Source organism: Saccharopolyspora sp. NPDC045941 (genome assembly GCF_056431445.1).
The window spans coordinates 1-19,440 of sequence record NZ_JBWKKU010000017.1 but is presented as its reverse complement, the minus strand read 5'-3'; the positions used below and the strand labels follow the sequence as shown (position 1 = coordinate 19,440).

Here is a 19,440-nt window from a genome sequence, read left to right as displayed (position 1 = left end):
CTCATTCCTCCTTGAGGGTGGCGAGACCCTGGGCGACCAGCGGTGCCACCAGAGCGCCGACGTGCTGGAAGCCCTCGCCGACGGTCTGGTTGTGGATGAAGCGGTAGTGGATCCCTTCCAGGATCACGGCGATCTTGAAGAACCCGAACGCCACGTACCAGTCCATTTCGGACAGATCGGTGCCGCTGCGTTCGGCGTAGCGGTCCAGCAGCTGCCGGGCGGTGGGGAAGCCGTACTCGGGGCCGACGCCCTTGGCGATGGGGTTGCGCTCGACGCCGTTGAAGCCCTCCCAGTACACGGCGAGCAGCCCGAGGTCGGTGAGCGGATCGCCGACGGTGGCCATCTCCCAGTCCAGGACGGCCCGGATGCGCTGGTCGTCGCCGACGATCACGTTGTCCAGCCGGTAGTCGCCGTGCACGATGCCGGCGCGCGGCGTGCCGGGAACGGTCCGGGCCAGCCGGGCGGCGAGCTCGTCGATGCCGTCGATGTCGCGGCTGTGCGAGGCGGCGAGCTGCTTGCTCCAGCGGCGCACCTGCCGTTCCAGGAATCCCTCGGGCCGGCCGAATTCGCCCAGCCCGACGGACATCGGGTCGATCGAGTGCAGGTCGGCGAGCACGTCCATCAGCTGCCAGGCCAGGTCGACGCGCTGCTGCGGGGCGAGCTGATCGGTCAGCTTCGGCGTGCGGTAGACGGTGCCCGGCACGTACTCCATCACGTAGAACGGGGCCCCGACGACGTCCTCGTCCTGGCACAGCAGGTGGGTCTCGGGCACCGGCACGGGCGTGCCCGCCAGCGCGGACATCACCCGGAACTCGCGGCTCATGTCGTGCGCGGTGGCCAGCACGTGGCCCAGCGGCGGACGGCGCACCACCCAGCGGTTCGCGCCGTCACCGACGAGGTAGGTCAGGTTCGACCGGCCGCCTTGGACGAGTTCGCCGGTCAGCGGGCCGCCGACCAGGCCCGGCAGCTCGGCGTCGAGGTGCGCGCGCAGCCGGTCCAGGTCGAGGCCGGGCAGCTCGCCGGGCGACGGTTGGGCGTTCATGAACTCTCCTTGCCTTGCGGGACGCTCCGGCGCAGGGCCGGGACGAGCTCGGTGAGCCGGGTGAGGGTCGCGGCGACGTCGGTGTGCAGCACCGCCTGCAGGCCGAGGCGCTCGGCGGCTTCGATGTTCGGGGCGCCGTCGTCGACGAACACCGCTTCGCCCGCGGTGAGGCCGAGCCGGTCCAGGGTCAGTTCGTAGATGCGGGGATCGGGCTTGCGGAGTCCTACCTCGCCGGAGATCACCGTGCACTCGAAGAGCCCGTCGAGCAATTCCCAGGGGTAGTTGTTGCCCCAGCTGTTGGACAGGAGTGCGGTCCGCACGCCGCAGTCGCGCAGCCGGCGCACCAGGTCGAGCATGGCGGGCTCGCTGCGCATCCGCGCGAACATCCGGCCCATCAGTCCGTCGGGCGCGACCGGTCCGTCGTCGACGGTGCGCAGCCGCTCCGCCAGGGTGCGGTCGAACTCGTCGGCGGTGATCTCGCCGGTCTCCAGCTTGTGGATCGGGGTGCCCGCGGGGGCGTTGCGGGACAGCCAGTCCTTGATCGCGGAGGAGAAGGTCTCCGGGCGGATCCGCTCGTGCTCGGTCCAGGCCCGGATGGCGGTGCGGCCGGGAGTGGTCAGCACGCCACCGTAGTCGAAGATCGCCGCCCGGATCTCCGGGGTCGCGTCACTGGAACCCATGCCCAGGACCGTACCGACTAGACGGTATGTGCGCTAGACCCCGCTGCTCACCTCGGGCGGTGTTCCGCGAAATTCGGGCGGTCGCCGCAGGTCGAACCTGGACGAGTCGTTGCCGATGGCGGTGGCGCCGAGGGGCTGGGCGCTCGTGCGGGGCGGTGACCACCGGGCGCGGTCCGCGCACCCGGTGGTCCCGGCATTCCTAGTGGCCGGGAATCGGCGGGCCGGCCGTCCAGCCGCCGTCGACGGCGAGCTCCGCGCCCGTCTTGTAGCTCGCGCTGTCGCTGAGCAGGTAGGTGATCGCTCCGACGAGTTCGTCCGGACGGCCGACCCGTCCGGACGGAGCGCTGGGGAATCCGCCTTCGTCGATGCTGATCCCGGTCGGGGCGGTCATGGGGGTGAGCACCATGCCCGGGTGCACCGAGTTCACCCGGATGCGTTCCGGTGCGAGTTCGACGGCGCTGAGCTTCGTCATGCCGCGCACCCCCCCACTTGGCCGCGCCGTACGCGCCGGTCAGCTCCATGCCCACCAGGCCGGCGGCCGACGAGACGTTGACGATCGACCCGCCGCCGGCCCGCCGCATCGCCGGAACCACGGCCTGGATTCCGATGTGGACACCGACGAGATTCGTCTGGATGATGCGCTGGAAGGTGTCGAGCGGCTCGTCGACGAGCCGGACCCCGGATGCGACCGCCTCGTGTGGCAGAAACTGCCATTAAGGCGGCCGCCGTCACGTGGCTTTCGGCCACCGAGCACATCGGTACTGCTCGTCTAGGCTCGCGGCATGGACTGGCGGGCGGAAGTGCTGGATCAGCTCGACTTCTACTGGACGATGTGGCGCCCCGGCCTCGACGGCCTGACCGACGAGGAGTACTTCTGGGAGCCGGTCGCCGGGTGCTGGTCGCTGCGGCAGGTGGACGACGGCTGGGCGATGGACTTCAGCGACCCGGAGCCGGTGCCGCCGCCGTTCACCACGATCGCCTGGCGGCTCGGCCACATCTCCGGGCACGTCTTCGCGATGCGCGCCGACAACCACTTCGGCGACGCGTCGTACCGGATGGACAACCACGACTACCCGGGCACCGCCGCAGCCGCGCTGGCCTACTTGGACGAGCAGAAGGCGTTGTGGCGCAACGGGATCGGCGCGCTCGACGTCGAGGGCTGGGAGAAGCCGGTCGGTCCGGCGGAGGGGCCGTTCGCCGACCGCAGCTACGTGGCGCTGGCGCTGCACCTCAACCGCGAGCTGTTCCACCACGGCGCCGAGGTGAGCCTGCTGCGCGACCTCTACCGCGCCTCGGCCGGCCGGAGCTTCGCCTGAACCCGTCCGGCTCCAGGCGAGATCCGGTGCGGTTCGTCAGTCGGTGGTTTCGAAGGCGTTGCGGATCCTGGCCGCGAGGTCCAGGAGTTCGGCCGGGGTCGAGGTGGTGAACTGCAGGTCCACGAACGCGTCGTCGATGCCCAGCTCCGCCACCTCGTGCAGGTAGTCGACGAGCCGCTCGACCGGGCCGGTCCCCGGCCTCTCCGTCGCCGCGGCGTGGACCGCGGCGTTGATGCGCAGGGCAGTGGCGATCGGTCCGCGCCCGGCGTCCCGCGCCTGGTCGCCGATGCTCGCGAGCGCGCCCCGCAGCGCCTCCGCCGGCAGCGCCACGCCGAGCCAGCCGTCCGCGCGGCGACCGACGCGCCGGAACGCGGCGGGGGAGAGCCCGCCCAGGTAGATCGGCAGGTGCTGCTGCACCGGCTTGGGCCGGAAGTCGCCGGGGCTGATGGTCCAGAACCTGCCGTCGTGCCGCACGGGGTCGGCCGCCCAGAGGCTTTCCAGCACGTCCAGCGTCTCGTCCAGCCGGGCGCCGCGCTCCCGCCACGGCACCGCGACGGCGTCGTACTCGTCGCGCGACCAGCCGAGCCCGAGCCCGGCGATGACCCGGCCGCCGCTGAGCCGGTCGAGCCCGGCGAGGCTGCGGGCCAGGTGGATCGGCGGGTGCAGCGGGGCGTTGAGCGTGCTGGTGCCCAGCCGCGGGCGCGTGGTGGCGTTCGCCGCTAGGGTCAGCACGAGCATCGGGTCGAGGCCGCTGCGGAACTGTTCGGGCATGGTGCCGCCCGGGTACGGCGTGCTCGGGGTGGTGGCGGCGTGCACGCGTTCGCCGGTCCAGAGGCTTTCGAAGCCGAGCGCTTCGGCCTCGGCCGCGATCGCCGGCACCAGGGTCGGGTCGGCGAAGGGGCCGAACTGGGGGAGGGCGAGTCCGAGACGCATGGGAAATCCTCCTGTCGATCCGGGATGGCGCTGGTCGGAACGGGCGCACCTGGTCGGCGTTCGGGCGAGTGCGCGCCGCGGGCCGCGGCCTTGCCCCGGGTGAGCGTGTAACTACCACCAATGGAGCTCCGCGATCACACCAGGTCGCGAATCGAGCCGATCGAGCTTCGCCGGAACACGGATGTCGCAACGCGATCCAGCCCGTCGGCGGTTGCGCGCGGAGCCGGGGACAGCGGGCCGTGGTGCTCGGTGCGGGCTGTGAATTCTGTGAAAAGCCTTCGCGTTGACGCCGAGTTTACTCGTCAGTAAGTATTTCGGTCGCCGCGCGGCTCGCCCCTTTCGTTCACCGATTCTGCGAGGTGAGGCCAATGAAGTCCCTTCTTCGTGGTAGACGTGCCGCCATCACCGCGGCGGTCGCCGCGGCCACGGCGCTCGCGTTGACCCCCCAAGCCATGGCCGCCGCATTCGACATCAACTTCGACTGCGCCGGTGACTCCCCGGTCGGGGAGCAGAAGTTCGCCCTGCAGCAGGCCGCCGACGTCACCGCGCCGGCCTCGGTCGCTCCCGGCGGGGCGCTCGACATCGTGATCGACCCGGGTCCGAACACCGTGCCCGCCGAGGTCAACGGGTACACCGTGAAGCGGATCGAGGGCATGGACCTGAAGATCCCGATCCCGGCGAACACCACGTTCGTCTCCGCGGACCTGACGGGCGGCTCCGGTCTCGGGCCGAACCCGCCGACGTTCACGGTGGACGGCAACGTCGCCACGATCCACCTGGACGGTCCGATCGCCGGCGGCTCGGAGTTCGAGCTGCCCACCGTGACCGCGCACCTCACGGCCGGTGATTCCGGCACGATCGAGACCAAGCTGCACGGCACCAGCCACGACGACCCGGGCCTGACCTTCACGGCCGTGGTCGGGTCGATCATCGGCGACCAGAACGTGCCGTCGCGGTGCTTCCCGAACCCCAACCCGGTCCTGACCACCACGACGATCGGCTGATCCTGCGATGAGACGGCCTGCCCGCCTCGGCGACGGAGGCGGGCAGGCCGTTCCGCATCATCCTCTCCTGGTGATCAGGTGGGTGGCGAGGCCGGCGAGCAGGCCCCAGAACACCGAGGCGATGCCGAAGGCGGTCACGCCCGAGGCCGTCACCAGGAACGCGATCAGCGCGGCGGTGCGGCTGCCCGGGTCCTCGGTGGCCTTGGCCAGCGAGCCACCGATGGTGTCCAGCAGGCCGATCCCGGCGAGCGCGGTGACCAGCGCGATCGGGAAGGCGGCGATGAGGCTGCCGAGCATCGCCCCGAAGATCCCCAAGAGCAGGTAGCAGACGCCCGAGGCGATGCTGGCCTTGTAGCGCTGCGCCGGGTCCTCGTGCGCGTCGCGGCCCATGCACAGCGCGGCGGTGATCGCCGCGAGGTTGATGCCGAAGCAGCCCAGCGGCGCCAGCACCACGTTCACCGCCCCGGTCCAGGACAGGATCGGCGAGACCGGCGTCGAGTAGCCGTGGGCGCGCAGCGTCACCATGCCCGGCAGGTTCTGCGAGGTCATCGTGATGACGAACAGCGGCACGGCCAGGCTGATCGTCGCGTGCAGCGACCAGCTCGGCCAGGTCCACACCGGCGTGGCGAGCGCGAAGCCGACGCCGTCGAAGTGCAACGAGCCCTGGAAGGCGGCGAACACCACGCCGATCACGAGCGCGATGAGCACCGCGTACCGGGGCAGCAGCCGCTTGCCGAGCAGGTAGCCCACCAGCATCGCCAGCACCAGCCAGAACTGGGTCTGCATGGTGGTGAACAGGCCGAGCCCGAACTGCAGCAGCACGCCGCCGAGCAGAGCGGACGCGATCGACGCCGGGATCAGGTTGACCGCCCGCTCGAACCAGCCGGTGAGCCCGACCAGCACCGTCAGCGCCGCGGCGATCAGGAACGCGCCGACGGCCTCCGCCATCGAGGTCCCTTGACCGCTCGTGGCCAGCAGCGCGGCGCCGGGCGTGGACCAGGCCAGCACGACCGGCGCGCGGTAGCGGAGGGACAGCGCGATCGAGGTGACGCCGATGCCCGCGCCGAGCGCGAGGATCCACGAGCCGATTTCCGCGGGGCCCGCGCCGAGTGTCCGCGCGGCCTGGAAGACGATGGCAGCGGAGCTCACCACGCCGACCAGCGTGGTGATGGCGCCGGAGACCAATGTGGACATCGGCGGGGCGGTCGGGAGCTGTTGCCGCAACTGCACTTTGAGCTTCCGTTCTGTTTATGGAACGATGCGATGCTAGGAGGAAGTGGTGGAGCTGGTCAAGGTGGTCGGCGCGAACCTGCGCGCCGCCCGGGCACTGCGCGGCCTGTCGCTGTCCGAGACCGCCCGCCGGGCCGACATCGGCAAGGGCACGCTCTCCGAGCTGGAGGCGGGCCGGCGCAATCCGACGCTGGAGACGCTGTATGCGCTCGCGACGGTGCTCGACGTGCCGCTGGGATGGCTGCTCGTCGCCGAGCCCGAAGCCGCCGCGGAGCCGGCGGTGGTGGTCAGCCGGGCCAGCGGCTCGGACCTCTCCGGGCGGACGGTGGACGTGCAGCTGATGGACCGGGTGTTCGGCGGTGGCCAGCAGCTGGAGGTGTACCGGCTGCACGTGCGCGCCGGAAGCCGGTACGTCTCGGCCGCGCACCGGCCGCGCGTGATCGAGCAGCTGCTGGTGCACTCCGGAACCCTGGTCGCCGGCCCGGAACCCGCGCCCGAAACGCTCGGCCCGGGCGACTACATCCGCTTCGACGGCGGCGTCGACCACGTCTACCAAGCGCTGGAAGTCGATGCCACCGCGACGCTCGTCATGCGCTACGTCGAGTCGACCTGAAGCATCCGGTTTCGCGAGCGCCTTGGACCGCGCCGGCGTTGTGTGGATGAAGTGAACGGCCTGTTCGCCTCGCCCGGCGAGGCGAACGAGCCGTTCACTCCGCATCAGCGGCGGAATAGATCGGAGTGAGCACTCACTTCACCCTTGACGGAGTGAGTGCTCACTCCGTACTTTGGAGGCATGGCGGAAACGAAGACGCGGCGCAGGGCGCCGGGAATGAGTCCGGAAGAGCGGCGGGCGATGATCATCGCGGCGGCCGTGCCGCTCGTCGCGGAGTACGGGGCGGCGGTGACGACGAGCCGCATCGCGCGAGCCGCGGGGATCGGTGAGGCGACGATCTTCCGCGTCTTCGCGGACAAGGACGAGCTGCTGGGGGCGTGCGTGGCGGAAGCCGTCCGGCCGGACCACGTGGTGCGGGAGATCGGCTCGATTTCGATCGACGAGCCGTTGGCGCAGCGGCTCGTCGACGCGGCCGACGCGCTGGCCGCGCACCTGGAGCGGATGGGCGCGGTGGTCGGATCCCTGCATGCTTCCGGGCAGCTGCGCGGGCGCGGAGAGCCGCCGAAGCCCGACGACCGGGCGGAATCCATGCGGCAGATCCGCGAGGCGATGGCCGACCTGTTCGAGCCGGAGCGGGAGTCCTTGCGGTTGCCGCCGGAGAAGTTGGCGGCGATGTTCCTCGGGCTGCTGTTCGTGCGGTCGCGGATGGCGGAGCCCGCGGCCGTCGAAACCGCCGAGATCGTCGAGGTCTTCTTGCACGGCGCGAAGGAGGAGGCGAAATGACGGTCATCCTGAACCACACGATCGTCCCGGCCCGGGACAACGATGCGGAGGCGGACTTCTTCGCCGGGATCATGGGCCTGCGGCGCCTGCCGCCGGACGGCGTCGACGGGAAGTTCGCGCCGGTCGCGGTCAACGACTCGCTGACCCTGCAGTTCATGACCCTGCCGGTGGCCGAACCGCACCACCTCGCGTTCGACGTGGAACCGCCGGAGTTCGACCAGATCCTCGCGCGGCTGCAGGCGCGGGGTGTGTCCTACGGCAACAGCCCGCGCGATCCCGCCAACGGCCGCACCGACCACCCGCTGTGCCCCCGCGGCCTGTTCTTCACCGACGAAACCGGGAACCTCTACGAGGTCATGACCACGGCGTGAAAGCCGAAGGCCCCTCCGGGACGGGGGACCGGAGGGACCTTCGGCAGACGCGCTCTCGGAGTGGCGCACGGGTGGCGATTTCGCGCGAAATCGGCGCTCCCCTCACCTGATCAGCGGTTGTCTTCCTTGAGCATGTCGGAGCACTTCTCGCCGATCGCCATCGTCGTGATGTTCGGGTTCACCGCCACCAGGAACGGCATCGCCGAGGCGTCCGCCACGCGCAGGCCCTGCACGCCCTTCACCCGCAGGCGCGGGTCCAGCGGCTTCGTCGGGTCGCCCTCGGCGCCCATCGGCACCGACGCCGACGGGTGGTAGACGGTGTTGTGGGTGCGCTTGAGGTAGTCGGCGATCTCGTCGTCGGTGCGCACGTCCGGGCCGGGGAACAGCTCGGCGCCCGCCCAGTCCCGCATCGCCGGCTGCGCCACGATCTTGCGGGCCAGCTTGATGCCCTCGGTCATCACCCGCATGTCGTGCGGGTCGGTGAAGTACCGCGGGTCCACCTTCGGCTTGTCCCGGAAGTCCCGGCTGCGCAGCCGGACCGTGCCCGTGGACCGGGCGCGGGTGACGTTCGGGGTCAGGCAGAAGCTGTTCTCCGAGGTCGGGTAGCCCTGGCGCACGGTGTGCATGTCGAAGGGCACCGAACCGTAGTGGAACATCAGGTCCGGGCGGTCCAGGCCCGGCTCGGTGGTGGTGAAGATGCCGATCTCCCACCACTGCGTGGAATCGGTGACCATCGGCTGCTTGGCTTCCCAGCTGATCACGCCCTCCGGGTGGTCCTGCAGGCTGGACCCGACGCCGGGGGAGTCGACCAGCACGTCGATGCCGAACTCCCGCAGGTGCTCGGACGGCCCGATGCCGGAGAGCATCAGCAGCTTCGGGGTGTCGATGGCGCCGGCGGACAGCACCACCTCGCGGCGCGCGGTCACCGCGCGGGTGTGGATCAGGTCCGCGTCGAGGTACTGCACGCCGGTGGCCCGGGTGCCGTCGAAGGTGATCTTCTTGGCCCACGCCTGGGTGCGGATCTCCAGGTTCGGCCGGTCCAGGTTCGGGTGCAGGTAGGACACCGACGACGAGGACCGGGTGCCGTCCTCCCGCGCGTTGATCTGGAACCAGTTGGCGCCGTGCAGCACGGTCTTGCCGGAGTTGAACTCCGTGGTCGGGATGCCCTCCTGGGCGCAGGCCTCCAGCAGCGCGACGCCGCACGGGTCCTCCGGCGGGACGCTGCGGATGGTCACCGGACCGCTGCGGCCGTGGTGCTCGCCCGGCCCGTCGTTGGTCTCCAGCCGCTTGTACAGCGGGAAGATGTCCTTGGCGCCCCACCCGGTGGCGCCCATCGACTCCCACTCGTCGAGGTCCTCGGCCGGGGCCCAGAACGCGATGCAGGAGTTGTGCGAGGAGCAGCCGCCGAGCACCCGGGCCCGCGCGTGCCGCATGAACGAGTTGCCGTTCTCCTGCGGCTCGATCAGGTAGTCCCAGTCGTAACCGGACTCCAGCAGCGCCATCCAGCGATTGAGCTCCAGGATCGCCTTGTCGCCGACGTCGGACGGCCCGGCCTCCAGCAGGCACACGGTGACATCCGGGTCCTCGGACAACCGCGCGGCGACCGCTGCGCCGGCGCTGCCGCCGCCCACCACGACGTAGTCGAACTGGTCAGTCATGGATCGAAACTCCGTTTCCGCTCAGGCAACCGGGCTGGTCGTGTCGTCGTCCGAGGTGGACCGGGCGGCGTGGTCCGCGAGCACGCCGACCTTGTGGCGCTGGACGAACCAGTAGTACGCGAACCCGCCGACCGCCGCGACTCCGACGAACAGCACCGAGCTGTACTGCAGGTACCAGTGGTAGGGCGGCTCGGCGTTGTAGACCTCGCGGCGCGGCCAGGCCAGGTTGACCGTCATGCCCACGCCCCAGAGCACGGCCAGGACGTTGATCGGCAGGCCGAGCTTGCCCAGGCTGAACCGGCCCTGCCGCTTGGCCTCGTCCCGCGGCACCGACCACTTGCCGCGCAGCCGCGCGACCAGCATCGGCACGGTGACCAGCAGGTACGAGATGTAGATCAGGATGATCGCCAGACTGGTGACCGCGGTGAAGATCTGCGGCTGCCCGACGTTGACCACCAGCAGCGCCACCGCGAGCACGCCGATGACCACGGCCGGCACGATCGGCGTCTGGAAACGCGGGCTCACCCGCGCCAGCAGCGAACCGGCGGGCGCGCGTTGTCGCGGGCCATCGCGAAGGCGATCCGGATCGCCGCGGTGTGCACCGCCAGCACGCAGACCGTGATCGCCACGAAGATCGACAGCAGGAACAGCCGGCCCACCAGCGGGCCCAGCGCGTCGTTGAGCACGAACTGCAGGCCGCTCTCGGCCAGCTGCGGCGCCGAGAAGTCCTTGGTGGCCATCAGGCCGAGCAGGATGATCAGGCCGCCGAGGATGAACGAGGCGATCAGCGCCCGCAGGATCGCCTTCGGCGCGTTGCGGTGCGGGTCGATGGACTCCTCGCCCAGCGAGGCGGCGGTGTCGAAGCCGTACATCACGTACGACGAGGCGATCCCGGCGACGAGGAACGCGCTCAGGTAGTTGCCGCCGAAGGCGGACTCGGTGCCGTTGGTGTCGAACACGATCGTCGGCGGGTTCACCACGACCAGCGCCAGCGCGACGATCAGCAGCACCGCGGCGACCAGCTCGATGAACACCCCGGCGCTGTTGATCCGGGCCATCAGCTTCACGCCGAAGGCGTTGACCATCGTGGTGAACAGGATCAGCACCAGGGCCAGCAAGATGCCGTTGACGGCCTGCTCGGTGCCGGTGCTGCCGTCGCCGACGAGCTGGAAGCCGGACCAGATCTGCGGCAGCGTGTTCTGGTAGGCCAGCGCGGTGGCCGAGATCGACACGATGGAGGCCAGCAGCATCATCCAGCCGGCCAGCCAGCCGACGTGCTGACCGCCGAGCTTCTTCGCCCAGTTGTAGATGGAACCCGCGATCGGGTACCGGGATGCCAGCTCGGCGAAACTCAACGCCACGAGCAACTGCCCGACGAACACGATCGGCCAGGACCACCAGTAGGCGGGGCCACCGAAGGACAGGCCGAAGTAGGACAGTTGGAAGGTGCCGGTGAGCACCGAGATGTAGCTGATCCCGGCGGCGAAGGTGGAGAATCCGCCCAGGCTTCTCTTCAGTTTGTTGGTGTAGCCGAACTCGTTGAGCTCGGCGTCGTAATTGGGCGCGCTCATGCCCCGACTCCTTTCCCGACCCTCCCCGCCCGCCGGATGCGGGGAGGGGAACGAATCGGGTGGTTGTTTTGCGTCGCGCGAAGAACACCGCCTACGGCGGCGGTTTCGAGCTAAAGCGCGGCCCGATCGGCCGCGCGGTTCCCGCGGCGGTGGCTCGGTCACCGCCGCGGGGCGAGGGGAATTCCTCCTTATTCTCCGGAGAACCAGTTCTGGGGTCCGGGCCGCAGATTCTGGTAGACGTGCTTTGCTTCCTGGTACTCGCCGAGGCCTGCGCGGCCGAGTTCGCGGCCGATGCCGGACTGCTTGAAGCCGCCCCATTCCGCCTGCGGCAGGTAGGGGTGGAAGTCGTTGATCCAGACGGTGCCGTGCCGCAGCCGGTTGGCGACCCGCTGGGCCTTGCCCGGATCGCCGCTGAACACCGCGCCGGCCAGGCCGTAGTAGGTGTCGTTGGCGATGCGCACCGCGTCGTCCTCGTCGGTGAAGCGCTCGACGGTCAGCACCGGCCCGAAGGACTCCTCGTTGACCGCGTGGCTGCCCTGCTTGACCTCGTCGAGCACGGTCGGCAGGTAGTAGTGACCGTTCGCGTAGCGCTCGCCCTCGGGGCGGCGGCCGCCGGTGCGCAGCACGGCGCCTTCGGAGACCGACTTGGCCACGTAGTCGTCCACCTTCTTCAGGTGCGCGGCGGAGATCAGCGGCCCGGTCTCGGCGTCGGAGTCGAACGGTCCGCCGATGCGGATTCGCTCGGCGCGGCGGACGATCTCGTCCACCAGCGCGTCGTGCAGCTCGTCCTGCACGATCAGCCGCGCACCGGCGGAGCAGACCTGCCCGGAGTGCAGGAAGATCGCGGTCAGCGCGTAGTCCACCGCGGTCTCGAAGTCGGCGTCGGCGAACACGACGTTCGGGTTCTTGCCGCCGAGCTCCAGCGCCACCTTCTTCACCGTCGCGGACGCGGCTGCCGAGATCTTGCGGCCGGTGTGCAGGCCGCCGGTGAACGACACCAGGTCGACGTCCGGGTGCTCGGCCAGCACCGAGCCGGCCTCGGCGCCGGTGCCCAGCACGAGGTTGCCGACCCCGGCGGGCAGCCCGGCCTCGGTCAGCGCCCGCATCAGCAGGATCGAGGTGCTGGGGGTGAGCTCGCTGGGCTTGAGCACGAAGGTGTTGCCCGCCGCGATCGCCGGGGCGACCTTCCAGGCCACCTGCAGCAGCGGGTAGTTCCAGGGCGTGATCATGCCGCACACGCCGACCGGCTCGTACTGCACGCGGCTGATCGCGTCCGGCGATCCGGTGTCGACGAGGTGGCCCGCGTCGGTGCCGGCGATCTTGCCGAAGTACCGGAAGCACGCGGTGATGTCGTCCATGTCGAATTCGCTCTCGACCAGCCGTTTGCCGGTGTCCAGCGATTCGGCGCGGGCGAACTCCGCCTTGTCCCGCTGCAGGATGTCGCTGACCCGCAGCAGCAGGTCGCCGCGCTCCCACGGTGAGGTGTTCGCCCATGCGCCGTCGTCGAAGGCGCGGCGCGCGGCGGCGATGGCCCGCTCGGCGTCGGCCGGCCCGGCCTCGGCGACCGTGGCCACCAGCGAGCCGTCGGCGGGGCAGCGGATCTCGCGGGTGCGGCCGTCGGCGGCCGACGCCCACTCGCCATCGATGAACAGCGAGGCTGTCGAATTCTCTGCTTGCGACATGGCTCGTTTCCCCGTGATGTCGATTCTGCTTTTCGCGCCGGAACCGCACAGCTGCGCACTTCTGGTACCGGTGTGCACATGGCCGCGATCCGTTTCGCTCCGCCACACTAAAGCGCGTCCGTCGATTGCGCCGCCGGTAAGCGCGGGCGGCGCGCTATTCGCCGAATGGGGACCGATCGACCCGCGAGTTGCGGAATTCACCTCCTGGCGGTCCATTCGGTGGCGGGTTAACGCTTGTGTCCCGGCGCAGTGCCGCGGAAGACCCTAACACCGGTCCTGTACATCTGTACATCATCAGGGTTGCGGCCCCGGGATGAATCGCCGAAAAAGGCGTGATGAACAGGCGGAACGCCGTTCCGGTGACCTGGGCCGCATCGCGCTGGGTGGTCAACATGGCACGCTGGACACCGTTGTGGAGTTCACGGGAGGAACGCCGAAGCGAATGTCGACCACCCAGCCCGCGCCCGCCGCCCGCCGCAAGGACCCGGCCCGCCGCGAGCGCATCGCCCGCGCCGCGATCACGGTCGTCGCCGAGCGCGGGGTCGAGAAGCTCACGCACCGTGCCGTCGCGGCCGCAGCCGGTGTTCCGCTGGGGTCGACCACCTACTACTTCGCGACGCTCGACGACCTGCTGGCCAGCGCGTTGCGGCAGGCCGCCGAGGACGACGTCGAGCACCTGCGGCGGTGGGCCGAGCGGCTGGAGCGCGGCGGTGATCTCGCCGTCGCGCTGACCGACCTGGTGCTGCACTACCTCGGCCCGGCCCGCTCGCAGACCGCCGTCGAGCACGAGCTCTACATCGCCTCGCTGCACAAGCCGGCGCTGCGCGGCGTCAGCCAGGAATGGGACACCGCGCTGGCCGAGCTGTTCGCCTCCTACACCGATCCGGCCACCGGGCGTGCATTGTCCGTTCTGTTCTGCGGTTTGCTGCTGCAAGGCATCGTCCGGGAATCGGTGCCGAGCCGAGATGAAATCGAGACGATATTCCGCCGGGTGCTCGGCCCGGGCGCGAAAACCTGATTCCAGCAGGCAATTCCGCCCTGGTGACCGGATGGTCAACATCCGATGACCGTTGCATTGCACCGGATTCCGGGCTGTTGATCTCGATCGCCGCTGGGGGCGACAATGGGCGCAGCGATCCGTGGCACCTCGCGTCCGCGCGTGCACTCCGGCGGATTCAGTCCGGCGGAGCACATCGCGGGGACGTTCTCCAGGTGTACAACGGACTTGCCGCGTCGGGGCGTGGCTCGCTCCCAGCAAAGTTGATCAATCGAGCGGGGTGAGACCGTGGGGCACATCGAAGACCGCGAACTGGTGCCGCTGAAGTCGGATTTCGACACAGTGTGGTACGGGTTCCGCCGATCGCAGGTGAAGTTCTACATCCAGCAGACCGAGAACGAGATCAGGCTCATCACGGAGGACCGGGATTCGGCGCTCAGCCAGGTCGGCGACCTGTCGGCGCAGCTGGACCAGGCCCGAGCCGAGATCGAGTCGCTCAAGGAGCAGCTCGACGAGCAGGCGCGCACGCCGATCGACGCCGCCGCGCTGACCGACCGGTTACGCCGGATGGTCCGGCTCGCGCAGGACGAGGCGAACGATGTGGTCGCCGCCGCGCAGGCCGCGTCCGAGCACGAGTGGGCGCGCTCCGAGCAGGCCGCCGCCGAGCTCCGGGAACGCTACGAGAAGCTGGTCGCCGAGGCCGACGAGTGGCGCCGCCAGTCCGAGCAGCAGCGCGGCGAGATGCTGACCCGCACCCGCGAAGAGGTCCAGGCGATGGCGCGCGAGGCGGAGCAGTGCCGCCGCCGGCTGGACACCGAGGCCGAGGAGCGGCGCACCCAGGTCGAGCACGACTTCGAGGTGTCGATGGCGGCGCGCCGCGAAGAGGCGATGCGCATCCAGGCCGAGCGCGAGCAGAAGAGCCGCGATGAGGCGCAGCGGCGGGTCCGCGAAGCGACCGCCGAGGCCGAGCGGCGGATGCGCGAGGCGGACGAGTACGCCGAGTCGTTGCTGCGGATGCGGCAGGACGTCGCGGAGCGGGTCCGGGCTGCGCAGCAGGTGCTGGCGACGGCGGAGCCGCTGTTGGCGGCGACGGAGGCCGGCGCGGGGAGCGAGGAGGCGGACGGTTACGTCGCCGAGGTGGTCCACAGTGGACAGGTGCCGTCCGACGACGTGAACGTGCCCAAGCAGCGCGACGAGGAGCCGGTGCCCCAGGAGGCGGACGCCGCCGCCACGGCCTGACCGGGTGGTGGAGTGAACGGCCCGTTCGCACCGTCTAGCGGGGTGAACAGGCCGTTCACCGCTGCCTGCTCGCGCCGGGCCGCCGTCAGCCGCCCCAGCTGTGCCAGGAGGTCACCTCGATCCAGCCGCTGATCCGCGGCCGGTCGCGGACCGGGTACGGCTCGCCGGTGTAGTGCCGGGCCAGCCGGTCGATGTCGGTCAGGTCCGGGTCGTCCTCCAGGGCGATCATCCGGCCGCGCAAGCTGACGTGCCGGTACCAGCTGTTGCCGTCCAGCACCGTCAGCGACACCCGCGGATCGGCCCGGAGGTGCTTCAGGCGCGCCCGGCCCGCGTCCATGTTGACCAGCACCTTTCCGCCGTCCCAGAGGTACCAGGTGGCCACCGAGACCGGCGCGCCAGCGGTGTTGACGGTGGCGATCACCGCCGGGTTCGGGCGCGACAGCAGCTCCTGCACGTCCGCAGGCAGGTCTTCCTTCGGCATCGATTCTTCCTTCCGGGAGGCGGTTCTCGTTACCTGCCGCGAGGATTCCAGCTGGCGCAGCGGGAATCGGCGAGAACACGCCGCGGCCTTCCCGCTGCCGCCCGGTGGAACTAGGTTCGGCCTGATCTCGGGCCCAGCAGGAGGCGGAATGAACTGGCGCGGTCTGGTCACCTTCGCGGTGGTGTGCGGGATGTTGCTCGTCGGGGCGCCGGTGGGCGCGGCTCCGCCGGACGACATCGGGGAGCGGCTGGCGGCGGTGCCCGGGCTGACCGTCGTCGGCGAGCGGCCCACCGAGCCGGGATTCCGGCTGTTCGACCTGACCTTCACGCAGCCCGACGACCACCGGCACCCGGAAGCCGGGCAGTTCCAGCAGCGCCTGACCCTGCTGCACCGCGACCTCGACCGGCCCACGGTGCTCTACACGAGCGGGTACGAGCTGCCGAGCCGGACCGCCCGCACCGAGCCGACGCGGCTGGTCGACGGCAACCAGGTCGACCTGGAGCACCGGTTCTTCACCCCGTCCCGGCCCGATCCCGCCGACTGGAACGACCTGGACATCTGGCAGGCGGCCACCGACCAGCACCGGGTGATCGCCGCGCTGAAGTCCGCCTACCAGCGCGAATGGCTCACGACCGGCGCCAGCAAGGGCGGCATGACGGCCGTCTACCACCGCCGGTTCTACCCCGACGACGTGGCAGGCACGGTGGCCTACGTGGCGCCCAACGACGTCGACAACGACCGGGACGTCTACGACGAGTTCCTGGCCTCGGTCGGCACCGACCCGGCCTGCCGCGGCGCGCTGCTCGCGGTGCAGCGCGAGGCGCTGGTCCGGCGCGACGAGATGCTCGCGAAGTTCCGCGCCTACGTCGACGCCGAGGGGCTGACCTTCGACCGGATCATCGGCGACATCGACCGGGGCCTGGAGATGGTCGTGCTGGACGCGCCGTTCGCGTTCTGGCAGTACCGCGGCCAGCAGGACTGCGGCAAGGTCCCGGCGACCACCGCGAGCACCGACGAGATCTACGCGTTCTTCGACGAGACCGTGCAGTTCTCCTTCTACACCGACCAGGGAATCGAGCCGTACGCGCCGTACTACTACCAGGCCGGAACCCAGCTCGGCTGGCCCGGCGTCTCCGACGAGCCGCTGGCCGACCTGCTGCACCACCGCGAGCTCGGCCAGCCCCGCAACCTGGTGTCGCGCGACATCCCGATGAGCTTCGAGCCGGGCGTCATGCGGCAGGTCGACGCGTGGGTGCGCAGCAGGGGAGCGGAGCTGATGTTCGTCAACGGCGAGCGCGACCCGTGGAGCGCGGAACCCTTCGAGCTCGGCCAGGGCACCGCAGACTCCTACAGCTACGTGGTGCCGGGCGGCAACCACGGGGCCAAGATCGAGGGCCTGCCCGATCAGCAGCGAGCCGAGGCGGAAGCGGCGGTCCGCCGCTGGGCCGGCGTCCAGGCGCCCGCCCGCGTTCTCACCCCGCTCGACGCGGAGCCCGCGACGCAGCGCCCGGTCTGACGCGCGAGGGGCGTCTCACCGGCTCGGCCGGTGGCGGGCGCCCCTCACGCTTCGCTCGACCGCGTGCGGCGGCCGGCCAGCGAGTCGTAGGCGCGCATCAGGAACTTGTGCGTCGGGCGCTCGACGACGCGGGTGAGCGCCCAGCCCAGCGCCGTGCCGCCGACCAGCATCGCGGCGGTCTGCAGCAGCGGGTCGACGCCGACCTCGTCGAGCTTCTTCATGACGATGTAGCCGATGGTCTGGTGCACCAGGAAAACGCCGTAGGAGATCCCGGCGAACCACGTGATCCGGCCGGCCAGCCACGCCGGGACGAACCGATTCCAGTCCGGCCCGAAGGCCGTCAGCGCCACCACGACCATGCCGATGCACACCGCGACCGTCGAGCCCCAGTCGGCGATCAGGCCCTCCGGCGTCTCGCTGTAGTTGTGCAGCGCCTGGCCGAGCATGCAGGCCGCCAGCATCGCCGCGAAGTGCAGCAGGTGGATGCGCCGCGTCGACCACAGCCAGATCGCCACCCCGGCGACGAACAGGTGCCAGCGGTGCACGCCGATGCCGTCGACGATCGTGCGGTACGCCTCGGACTTGTCGGCCACCCGGATCGGCCACTGCGCGATCGGCACCAGCACGGCCGCCCACAGCACCGCGATGATCCGCCGCCCGTGCCCCCACCTGGTGCGGAACAGCAGCGCGGCCGCCGTGAAGCCCATCAGCTGCAGCGGAACCGTCCAGTGCGATCCGTCGATGAACCAGTAGTCCGCCGGCTTCCAGTTCCACAGCATCAGCAGGTTCCACCAGAGGTCGTTGAAGCTCGGGTAGAACCAGCCCTCGATCGCCGCCCAGCGCATCACCGCGAAGATCACCACGACCGCGCCGAGGAACGGCGGCAGCAGCCGCGCGATGCGGCCCCACCAGTAGCGCAGCACGGTGCCGCGGCCGATGGTCACGCAGGCGAAGTACGCCGAGATCACCAGCAGCAGGCTCGCGCCGACCTGGTAGGGGAAGACGATGTCGCGCGGCGTCATCTCGGGGTGCAGGAAGATGCCGAGGAACGTCGAGTGGTAGCACATGACGAGCACCACGCAGCCGGTGCGTACCACGTCCCAGCTGATCTTGCGAGTGCTCCGGCCCGAGGTTTGACGGGTTCTGGCAGTAGTCATTTCGGGCACGCCCGCCACCGTACCAGGGAGTTTTGTCTGATTATTGCCGGATTCTGATCGGTTTGATCACGACGAGAACCGGTTCACCGGACCGCTGCCGGGTCGGTCACGGCTTCCGCACCACAGCGGCGTAGCCCAGCGGCACAGCCTGCAGCAGGTCCAGATCGCCCCGCTCCGGTCGCCACTGCGCGATCGGCACCACGCCCGGATCGACCAGGTCGAGGCCGGCCAGCAGGGACTCCAGCTCGGCCCGGCTGCGCGACGTCCCGGGATCGGGGCCGGTCGGCAGCAGGTCGAACACGGCTCGCATGATCTCCGGCGCGTGGTCGGCAGTCAAATGGGTCAGCGCGAGGAACGAGCCGGGCGCGAAGGACTCCAGGTAGGCGCGGACCAGAGCGGACGGGTCGTCGCGGTCGGGGACGTGGTGCAGCACCGCGAACATCAGCACCGCCGTGGGCTGGTCGCGGTCGAGCAGCCGCCGGACGTCGGCGGCGGCCAGCACCTCGTCGATGTCGCGCAGGTCGGCCTGCACGATGGCGGTGTTCGGGTTGCCCTCGAGGACGAGTTCGCCGTGCGTCACGGCGACCGGCTCGTTGTCGACGTAGACCACGCGCGCGGTCGGGTCGAGCCGCTGGACGAGCTCGTGCGGGGCGCCGATCGACGGGATGCCGCAGCCGACGTCGAGGAACTGCCGAACGCCCTGGGCCAGGCACATCCGGATCACCCGGTGCAGGCAGGCGCGGTTGGCCAGCGCGCTCAGCCGCATGTCCGGGGCCACCGACAGCACGCGCCGGCCCAGCTCGCGATCGACCGCGAAGTTGCTGCCGCCACCTAGGAAGAAGTCGTACACGCGGGCGCCGCTGGGGCGGTCCGGGTCGAGGTCCTGCGGGAGCTGGCCGTGTGCCGACATGATGCCTCCGGGTAACCGTGCAGGAAGCGGAGCGTAGTCGGCCGGGCATCGGCCGAACAGGGTGAAACGTGATCGAGCACACCACCATCGTGTCATTGACCTGCAGCGCGCTTGAAGTTTGAGACTTTCGTCGATCGCAGATGATCGGCGGAAGGATGAGGACAATGGCGCAGCAGTACGTGTTGCCGGAGTTGGATTACGACTACGCGGCGTTGGAGCCGGCGATCGCCGGTGAGATCAACGAGTTGCACCACAGC

General features: G+C 70.2%; 19 protein-coding genes and 3 pseudogenes. 10 read left to right on the top strand and 12 right to left on the bottom strand.

The annotated features are described in order from the left end of the window. Position 1 precedes the first annotated feature (1 nt). From AC07FN_RS15880 to AC07FN_RS15865, 4 genes and pseudogenes are all read right to left on the bottom strand, one after another. Positions 2–1,042: a phosphotransferase family protein gene (locus tag AC07FN_RS15880; RefSeq protein WP_478396282.1), complete on the bottom strand. Its 1,041-nt coding sequence runs from the start codon at positions 1,040–1,042 to the stop codon at positions 2–4. Beyond that, positions 1,039–1,722, bottom strand: a complete 684-nt coding sequence (locus AC07FN_RS15875; protein WP_478396281.1) for an HAD family hydrolase — start codon at positions 1,720–1,722, stop codon at positions 1,039–1,041. Before AC07FN_RS15875 ends, AC07FN_RS15880 begins: the two co-directional genes overlap by 4 nt. 199 nt (positions 1,723–1,921) lie before the next feature. Beyond that, positions 1,922–2,194 (bottom strand): SDR family oxidoreductase, encoded by a 273-nt coding sequence (locus AC07FN_RS15870; RefSeq protein WP_478396280.1) that lies wholly within the window; start codon positions 2,192–2,194, stop codon positions 1,922–1,924. Between the two features lie 73 nt (positions 2,195–2,267). Then, positions 2,268–2,357, bottom strand: a pseudogene (locus AC07FN_RS15865) (3-alpha-hydroxysteroid dehydrogenase); the annotation flags it as partial. On the opposite strand from AC07FN_RS15865, the gene AC07FN_RS15860 reads away from it, so the two are divergent. Both AC07FN_RS15860 and AC07FN_RS15855 read left to right on the top strand, forming a co-directional pair. After that, positions 2,331–2,495, top strand: coding sequence for a hypothetical protein (locus AC07FN_RS15860; protein ID WP_478396279.1), 165 nt, complete (start codon positions 2,331–2,333; stop codon positions 2,493–2,495). The pseudogene AC07FN_RS15865 and the gene AC07FN_RS15860 sit on opposite strands and share 27 nt — an antisense overlap. Before the next feature lie 9 nt (positions 2,496–2,504). Further along, a complete protein-coding gene (locus AC07FN_RS15855; protein WP_478396278.1) occupies positions 2,505–3,038 on the top strand; it encodes a DinB family protein in 534 nt (177 codons plus the stop codon). 36 nt (positions 3,039–3,074) lie between these two features. On the opposite strand, the gene AC07FN_RS15850 is transcribed toward AC07FN_RS15855, so the two are convergent. After that, positions 3,075–3,971 carry a TIGR03619 family F420-dependent LLM class oxidoreductase gene (locus tag AC07FN_RS15850; protein ID WP_478396277.1) on the bottom strand — a complete coding sequence of 299 codons (897 nt, stop codon included), beginning with the start codon at positions 3,969–3,971 and terminating at the stop codon, positions 3,075–3,077. A gap of 368 nt (positions 3,972–4,339) precedes the next feature. On the opposite strand from AC07FN_RS15850, the gene AC07FN_RS15845 reads away from it, so the two are divergent. Then, a complete protein-coding gene (locus AC07FN_RS15845) occupies positions 4,340–4,975 on the top strand; it encodes a cyclase (protein ID WP_478396276.1) in 636 nt (211 codons plus the stop codon). Positions 4,976–5,032: 57 nt separating this feature from the next. Here the strand turns inward: AC07FN_RS15845 and AC07FN_RS15840 are convergent, their stop codons facing one another. Then, positions 5,033–6,205, bottom strand: a complete 1,173-nt coding sequence (locus AC07FN_RS15840; RefSeq protein WP_478396275.1) for a benzoate/H(+) symporter BenE family transporter — start codon at positions 6,203–6,205, stop codon at positions 5,033–5,035. A gap of 49 nt (positions 6,206–6,254) precedes the next feature. On the opposite strand from AC07FN_RS15840, the gene AC07FN_RS15835 reads away from it, so the two are divergent. From AC07FN_RS15835 to AC07FN_RS15825, 3 genes are all read left to right on the top strand, one after another. Further along, the gene (locus AC07FN_RS15835) at positions 6,255–6,818 is read left to right on the top strand and encodes a helix-turn-helix domain-containing protein (RefSeq protein ID WP_452618173.1); all 564 of its coding nucleotides are present in this window, start codon (positions 6,255–6,257) and stop codon (positions 6,816–6,818) included. A 216-nt stretch (positions 6,819–7,034) separates the two neighbouring features. Beyond that, positions 7,035–7,601, top strand: coding sequence for a TetR/AcrR family transcriptional regulator (locus AC07FN_RS15830; protein WP_478396385.1), 567 nt, complete (start codon positions 7,035–7,037; stop codon positions 7,599–7,601). Next, on the top strand, positions 7,598–7,972 hold the full coding sequence (locus AC07FN_RS15825; RefSeq protein ID WP_478396274.1) for a VOC family protein: 375 nt from the start codon (positions 7,598–7,600) through the stop codon (positions 7,970–7,972). The genes AC07FN_RS15830 and AC07FN_RS15825 overlap by 4 nt, the downstream gene beginning before the upstream one ends. 110 nt (positions 7,973–8,082) lie before the next feature. On the opposite strand, the gene AC07FN_RS15820 is transcribed toward AC07FN_RS15825, so the two are convergent. The 3 genes and pseudogenes from AC07FN_RS15820 to AC07FN_RS15810 form a co-directional block, all read right to left on the bottom strand. Next, complete coding sequence (locus AC07FN_RS15820) at positions 8,083–9,630, bottom strand: GMC family oxidoreductase (RefSeq protein WP_478396273.1); 1,548 nt, start codon at positions 9,628–9,630, stop codon at positions 8,083–8,085. A gap of 21 nt (positions 9,631–9,651) precedes the next feature. Then, positions 9,652–11,201, bottom strand: a pseudogene (locus AC07FN_RS15815) (APC family permease). A 188-nt stretch (positions 11,202–11,389) separates the two neighbouring features. Further along, entirely contained in the window at positions 11,390–12,883 is a 1,494-nt protein-coding gene (locus tag AC07FN_RS15810) for an aldehyde dehydrogenase family protein (RefSeq protein ID WP_478396272.1), read from the bottom strand. A 442-nt stretch (positions 12,884–13,325) separates the two neighbouring features. Here AC07FN_RS15810 and AC07FN_RS15805 point away from each other — a divergent pair, with 442 nt between their 5' ends. Both AC07FN_RS15805 and AC07FN_RS15800 read left to right on the top strand, forming a co-directional pair. Then, entirely contained in the window at positions 13,326–13,901 is a 576-nt protein-coding gene (locus AC07FN_RS15805) for a TetR/AcrR family transcriptional regulator (protein ID WP_452618178.1), read from the top strand. A 267-nt stretch (positions 13,902–14,168) separates the two neighbouring features. Beyond that, entirely contained in the window at positions 14,169–15,119 is a 951-nt protein-coding gene (locus AC07FN_RS15800; RefSeq protein WP_452618179.1) for a coiled-coil domain-containing protein, read from the top strand. An 85-nt stretch (positions 15,120–15,204) separates the two neighbouring features. Here AC07FN_RS15800 and AC07FN_RS15795 read toward each other — a convergent pair whose 3' ends face one another. Then, positions 15,205–15,600, bottom strand: a complete 396-nt coding sequence (locus AC07FN_RS15795) for a PPOX class F420-dependent oxidoreductase (RefSeq protein ID WP_478396271.1) — start codon at positions 15,598–15,600, stop codon at positions 15,205–15,207. Positions 15,601–15,748: 148 nt separating this feature from the next. Between AC07FN_RS15795 and AC07FN_RS15790 the strand changes: the two genes are divergently transcribed. After that, positions 15,749–17,116, top strand: coding sequence for a S28 family serine protease (locus AC07FN_RS15790; protein ID WP_478396270.1), 1,368 nt, complete (start codon positions 15,749–15,751; stop codon positions 17,114–17,116). A 44-nt stretch (positions 17,117–17,160) separates the two neighbouring features. Here AC07FN_RS15790 and AC07FN_RS15785 read toward each other — a convergent pair whose 3' ends face one another. Further along, positions 17,161–18,273, bottom strand: coding sequence for an acyltransferase family protein (locus AC07FN_RS15785; protein ID WP_478396269.1), 1,113 nt, complete (start codon positions 18,271–18,273; stop codon positions 17,161–17,163). 106 nt (positions 18,274–18,379) lie between these two features. Next, on the bottom strand, positions 18,380–19,183 hold the full coding sequence (locus AC07FN_RS15780) for an SAM-dependent methyltransferase (protein ID WP_478396268.1): 804 nt from the start codon (positions 19,181–19,183) through the stop codon (positions 18,380–18,382). 164 nt (positions 19,184–19,347) lie between these two features. On the opposite strand from AC07FN_RS15780, the pseudogene AC07FN_RS15775 reads away from it, so the two are divergent. Next, positions 19,348–19,440, top strand: a pseudogene (locus AC07FN_RS15775) (superoxide dismutase); the annotation flags it as partial.

What these genes read in the sequence shown, in the direction of transcription:
- AC07FN_RS15855 (WP_478396278.1), top strand. Translation starts at nt 2,505, where the DNA reads ATGGACTGGCGGGCGGAAGTGCTGGATCAGCTCGACTTCTACTGGACG.
- AC07FN_RS15880 (WP_478396282.1), bottom strand. Translation starts at nt 1,042, where the DNA reads ATGAACGCCCAACCGTCGCCCGGCGAGCTGCCCGGCCTCGACCTGGAC.
- AC07FN_RS15780 (WP_478396268.1), bottom strand. Translation starts at nt 19,183, where the DNA reads ATGTCGGCACACGGCCAGCTCCCGCAGGACCTCGACCCGGACCGCCCC.
- AC07FN_RS15845 (WP_478396276.1), top strand. Translation starts at nt 4,340, where the DNA reads ATGAAGTCCCTTCTTCGTGGTAGACGTGCCGCCATCACCGCGGCGGTC.
- AC07FN_RS15850 (WP_478396277.1), bottom strand. Translation starts at nt 3,971, where the DNA reads ATGCGTCTCGGACTCGCCCTCCCCCAGTTCGGCCCCTTCGCCGACCCG.
- AC07FN_RS15790 (WP_478396270.1), top strand. Translation starts at nt 15,749, where the DNA reads ATGAACTGGCGCGGTCTGGTCACCTTCGCGGTGGTGTGCGGGATGTTG.
- AC07FN_RS15820 (WP_478396273.1), bottom strand. Translation starts at nt 9,630, where the DNA reads ATGACTGACCAGTTCGACTACGTCGTGGTGGGCGGCGGCAGCGCCGGC.
- AC07FN_RS15825 (WP_478396274.1), top strand. Translation starts at nt 7,598, where the DNA reads ATGACGGTCATCCTGAACCACACGATCGTCCCGGCCCGGGACAACGAT.
- AC07FN_RS15810 (WP_478396272.1), bottom strand. Translation starts at nt 12,883, where the DNA reads ATGTCGCAAGCAGAGAATTCGACAGCCTCGCTGTTCATCGATGGCGAG.
- AC07FN_RS15870 (WP_478396280.1), bottom strand. Translation starts at nt 2,194, where the DNA reads ATGACGAAGCTCAGCGCCGTCGAACTCGCACCGGAACGCATCCGGGTG.
- AC07FN_RS15785 (WP_478396269.1), bottom strand. Translation starts at nt 18,273, where the DNA reads ATGACTACTGCCAGAACCCGTCAAACCTCGGGCCGGAGCACTCGCAAG.
- AC07FN_RS15830 (WP_478396385.1), top strand. Translation starts at nt 7,035, where the DNA reads ATGAGTCCGGAAGAGCGGCGGGCGATGATCATCGCGGCGGCCGTGCCG.
- AC07FN_RS15795 (WP_478396271.1), bottom strand. Translation starts at nt 15,600, where the DNA reads ATGCCGAAGGAAGACCTGCCTGCGGACGTGCAGGAGCTGCTGTCGCGC.
- AC07FN_RS15805 (WP_452618178.1), top strand. Translation starts at nt 13,326, where the DNA reads ATGTCGACCACCCAGCCCGCGCCCGCCGCCCGCCGCAAGGACCCGGCC.
- AC07FN_RS15875 (WP_478396281.1), bottom strand. Translation starts at nt 1,722, where the DNA reads ATGGGTTCCAGTGACGCGACCCCGGAGATCCGGGCGGCGATCTTCGAC.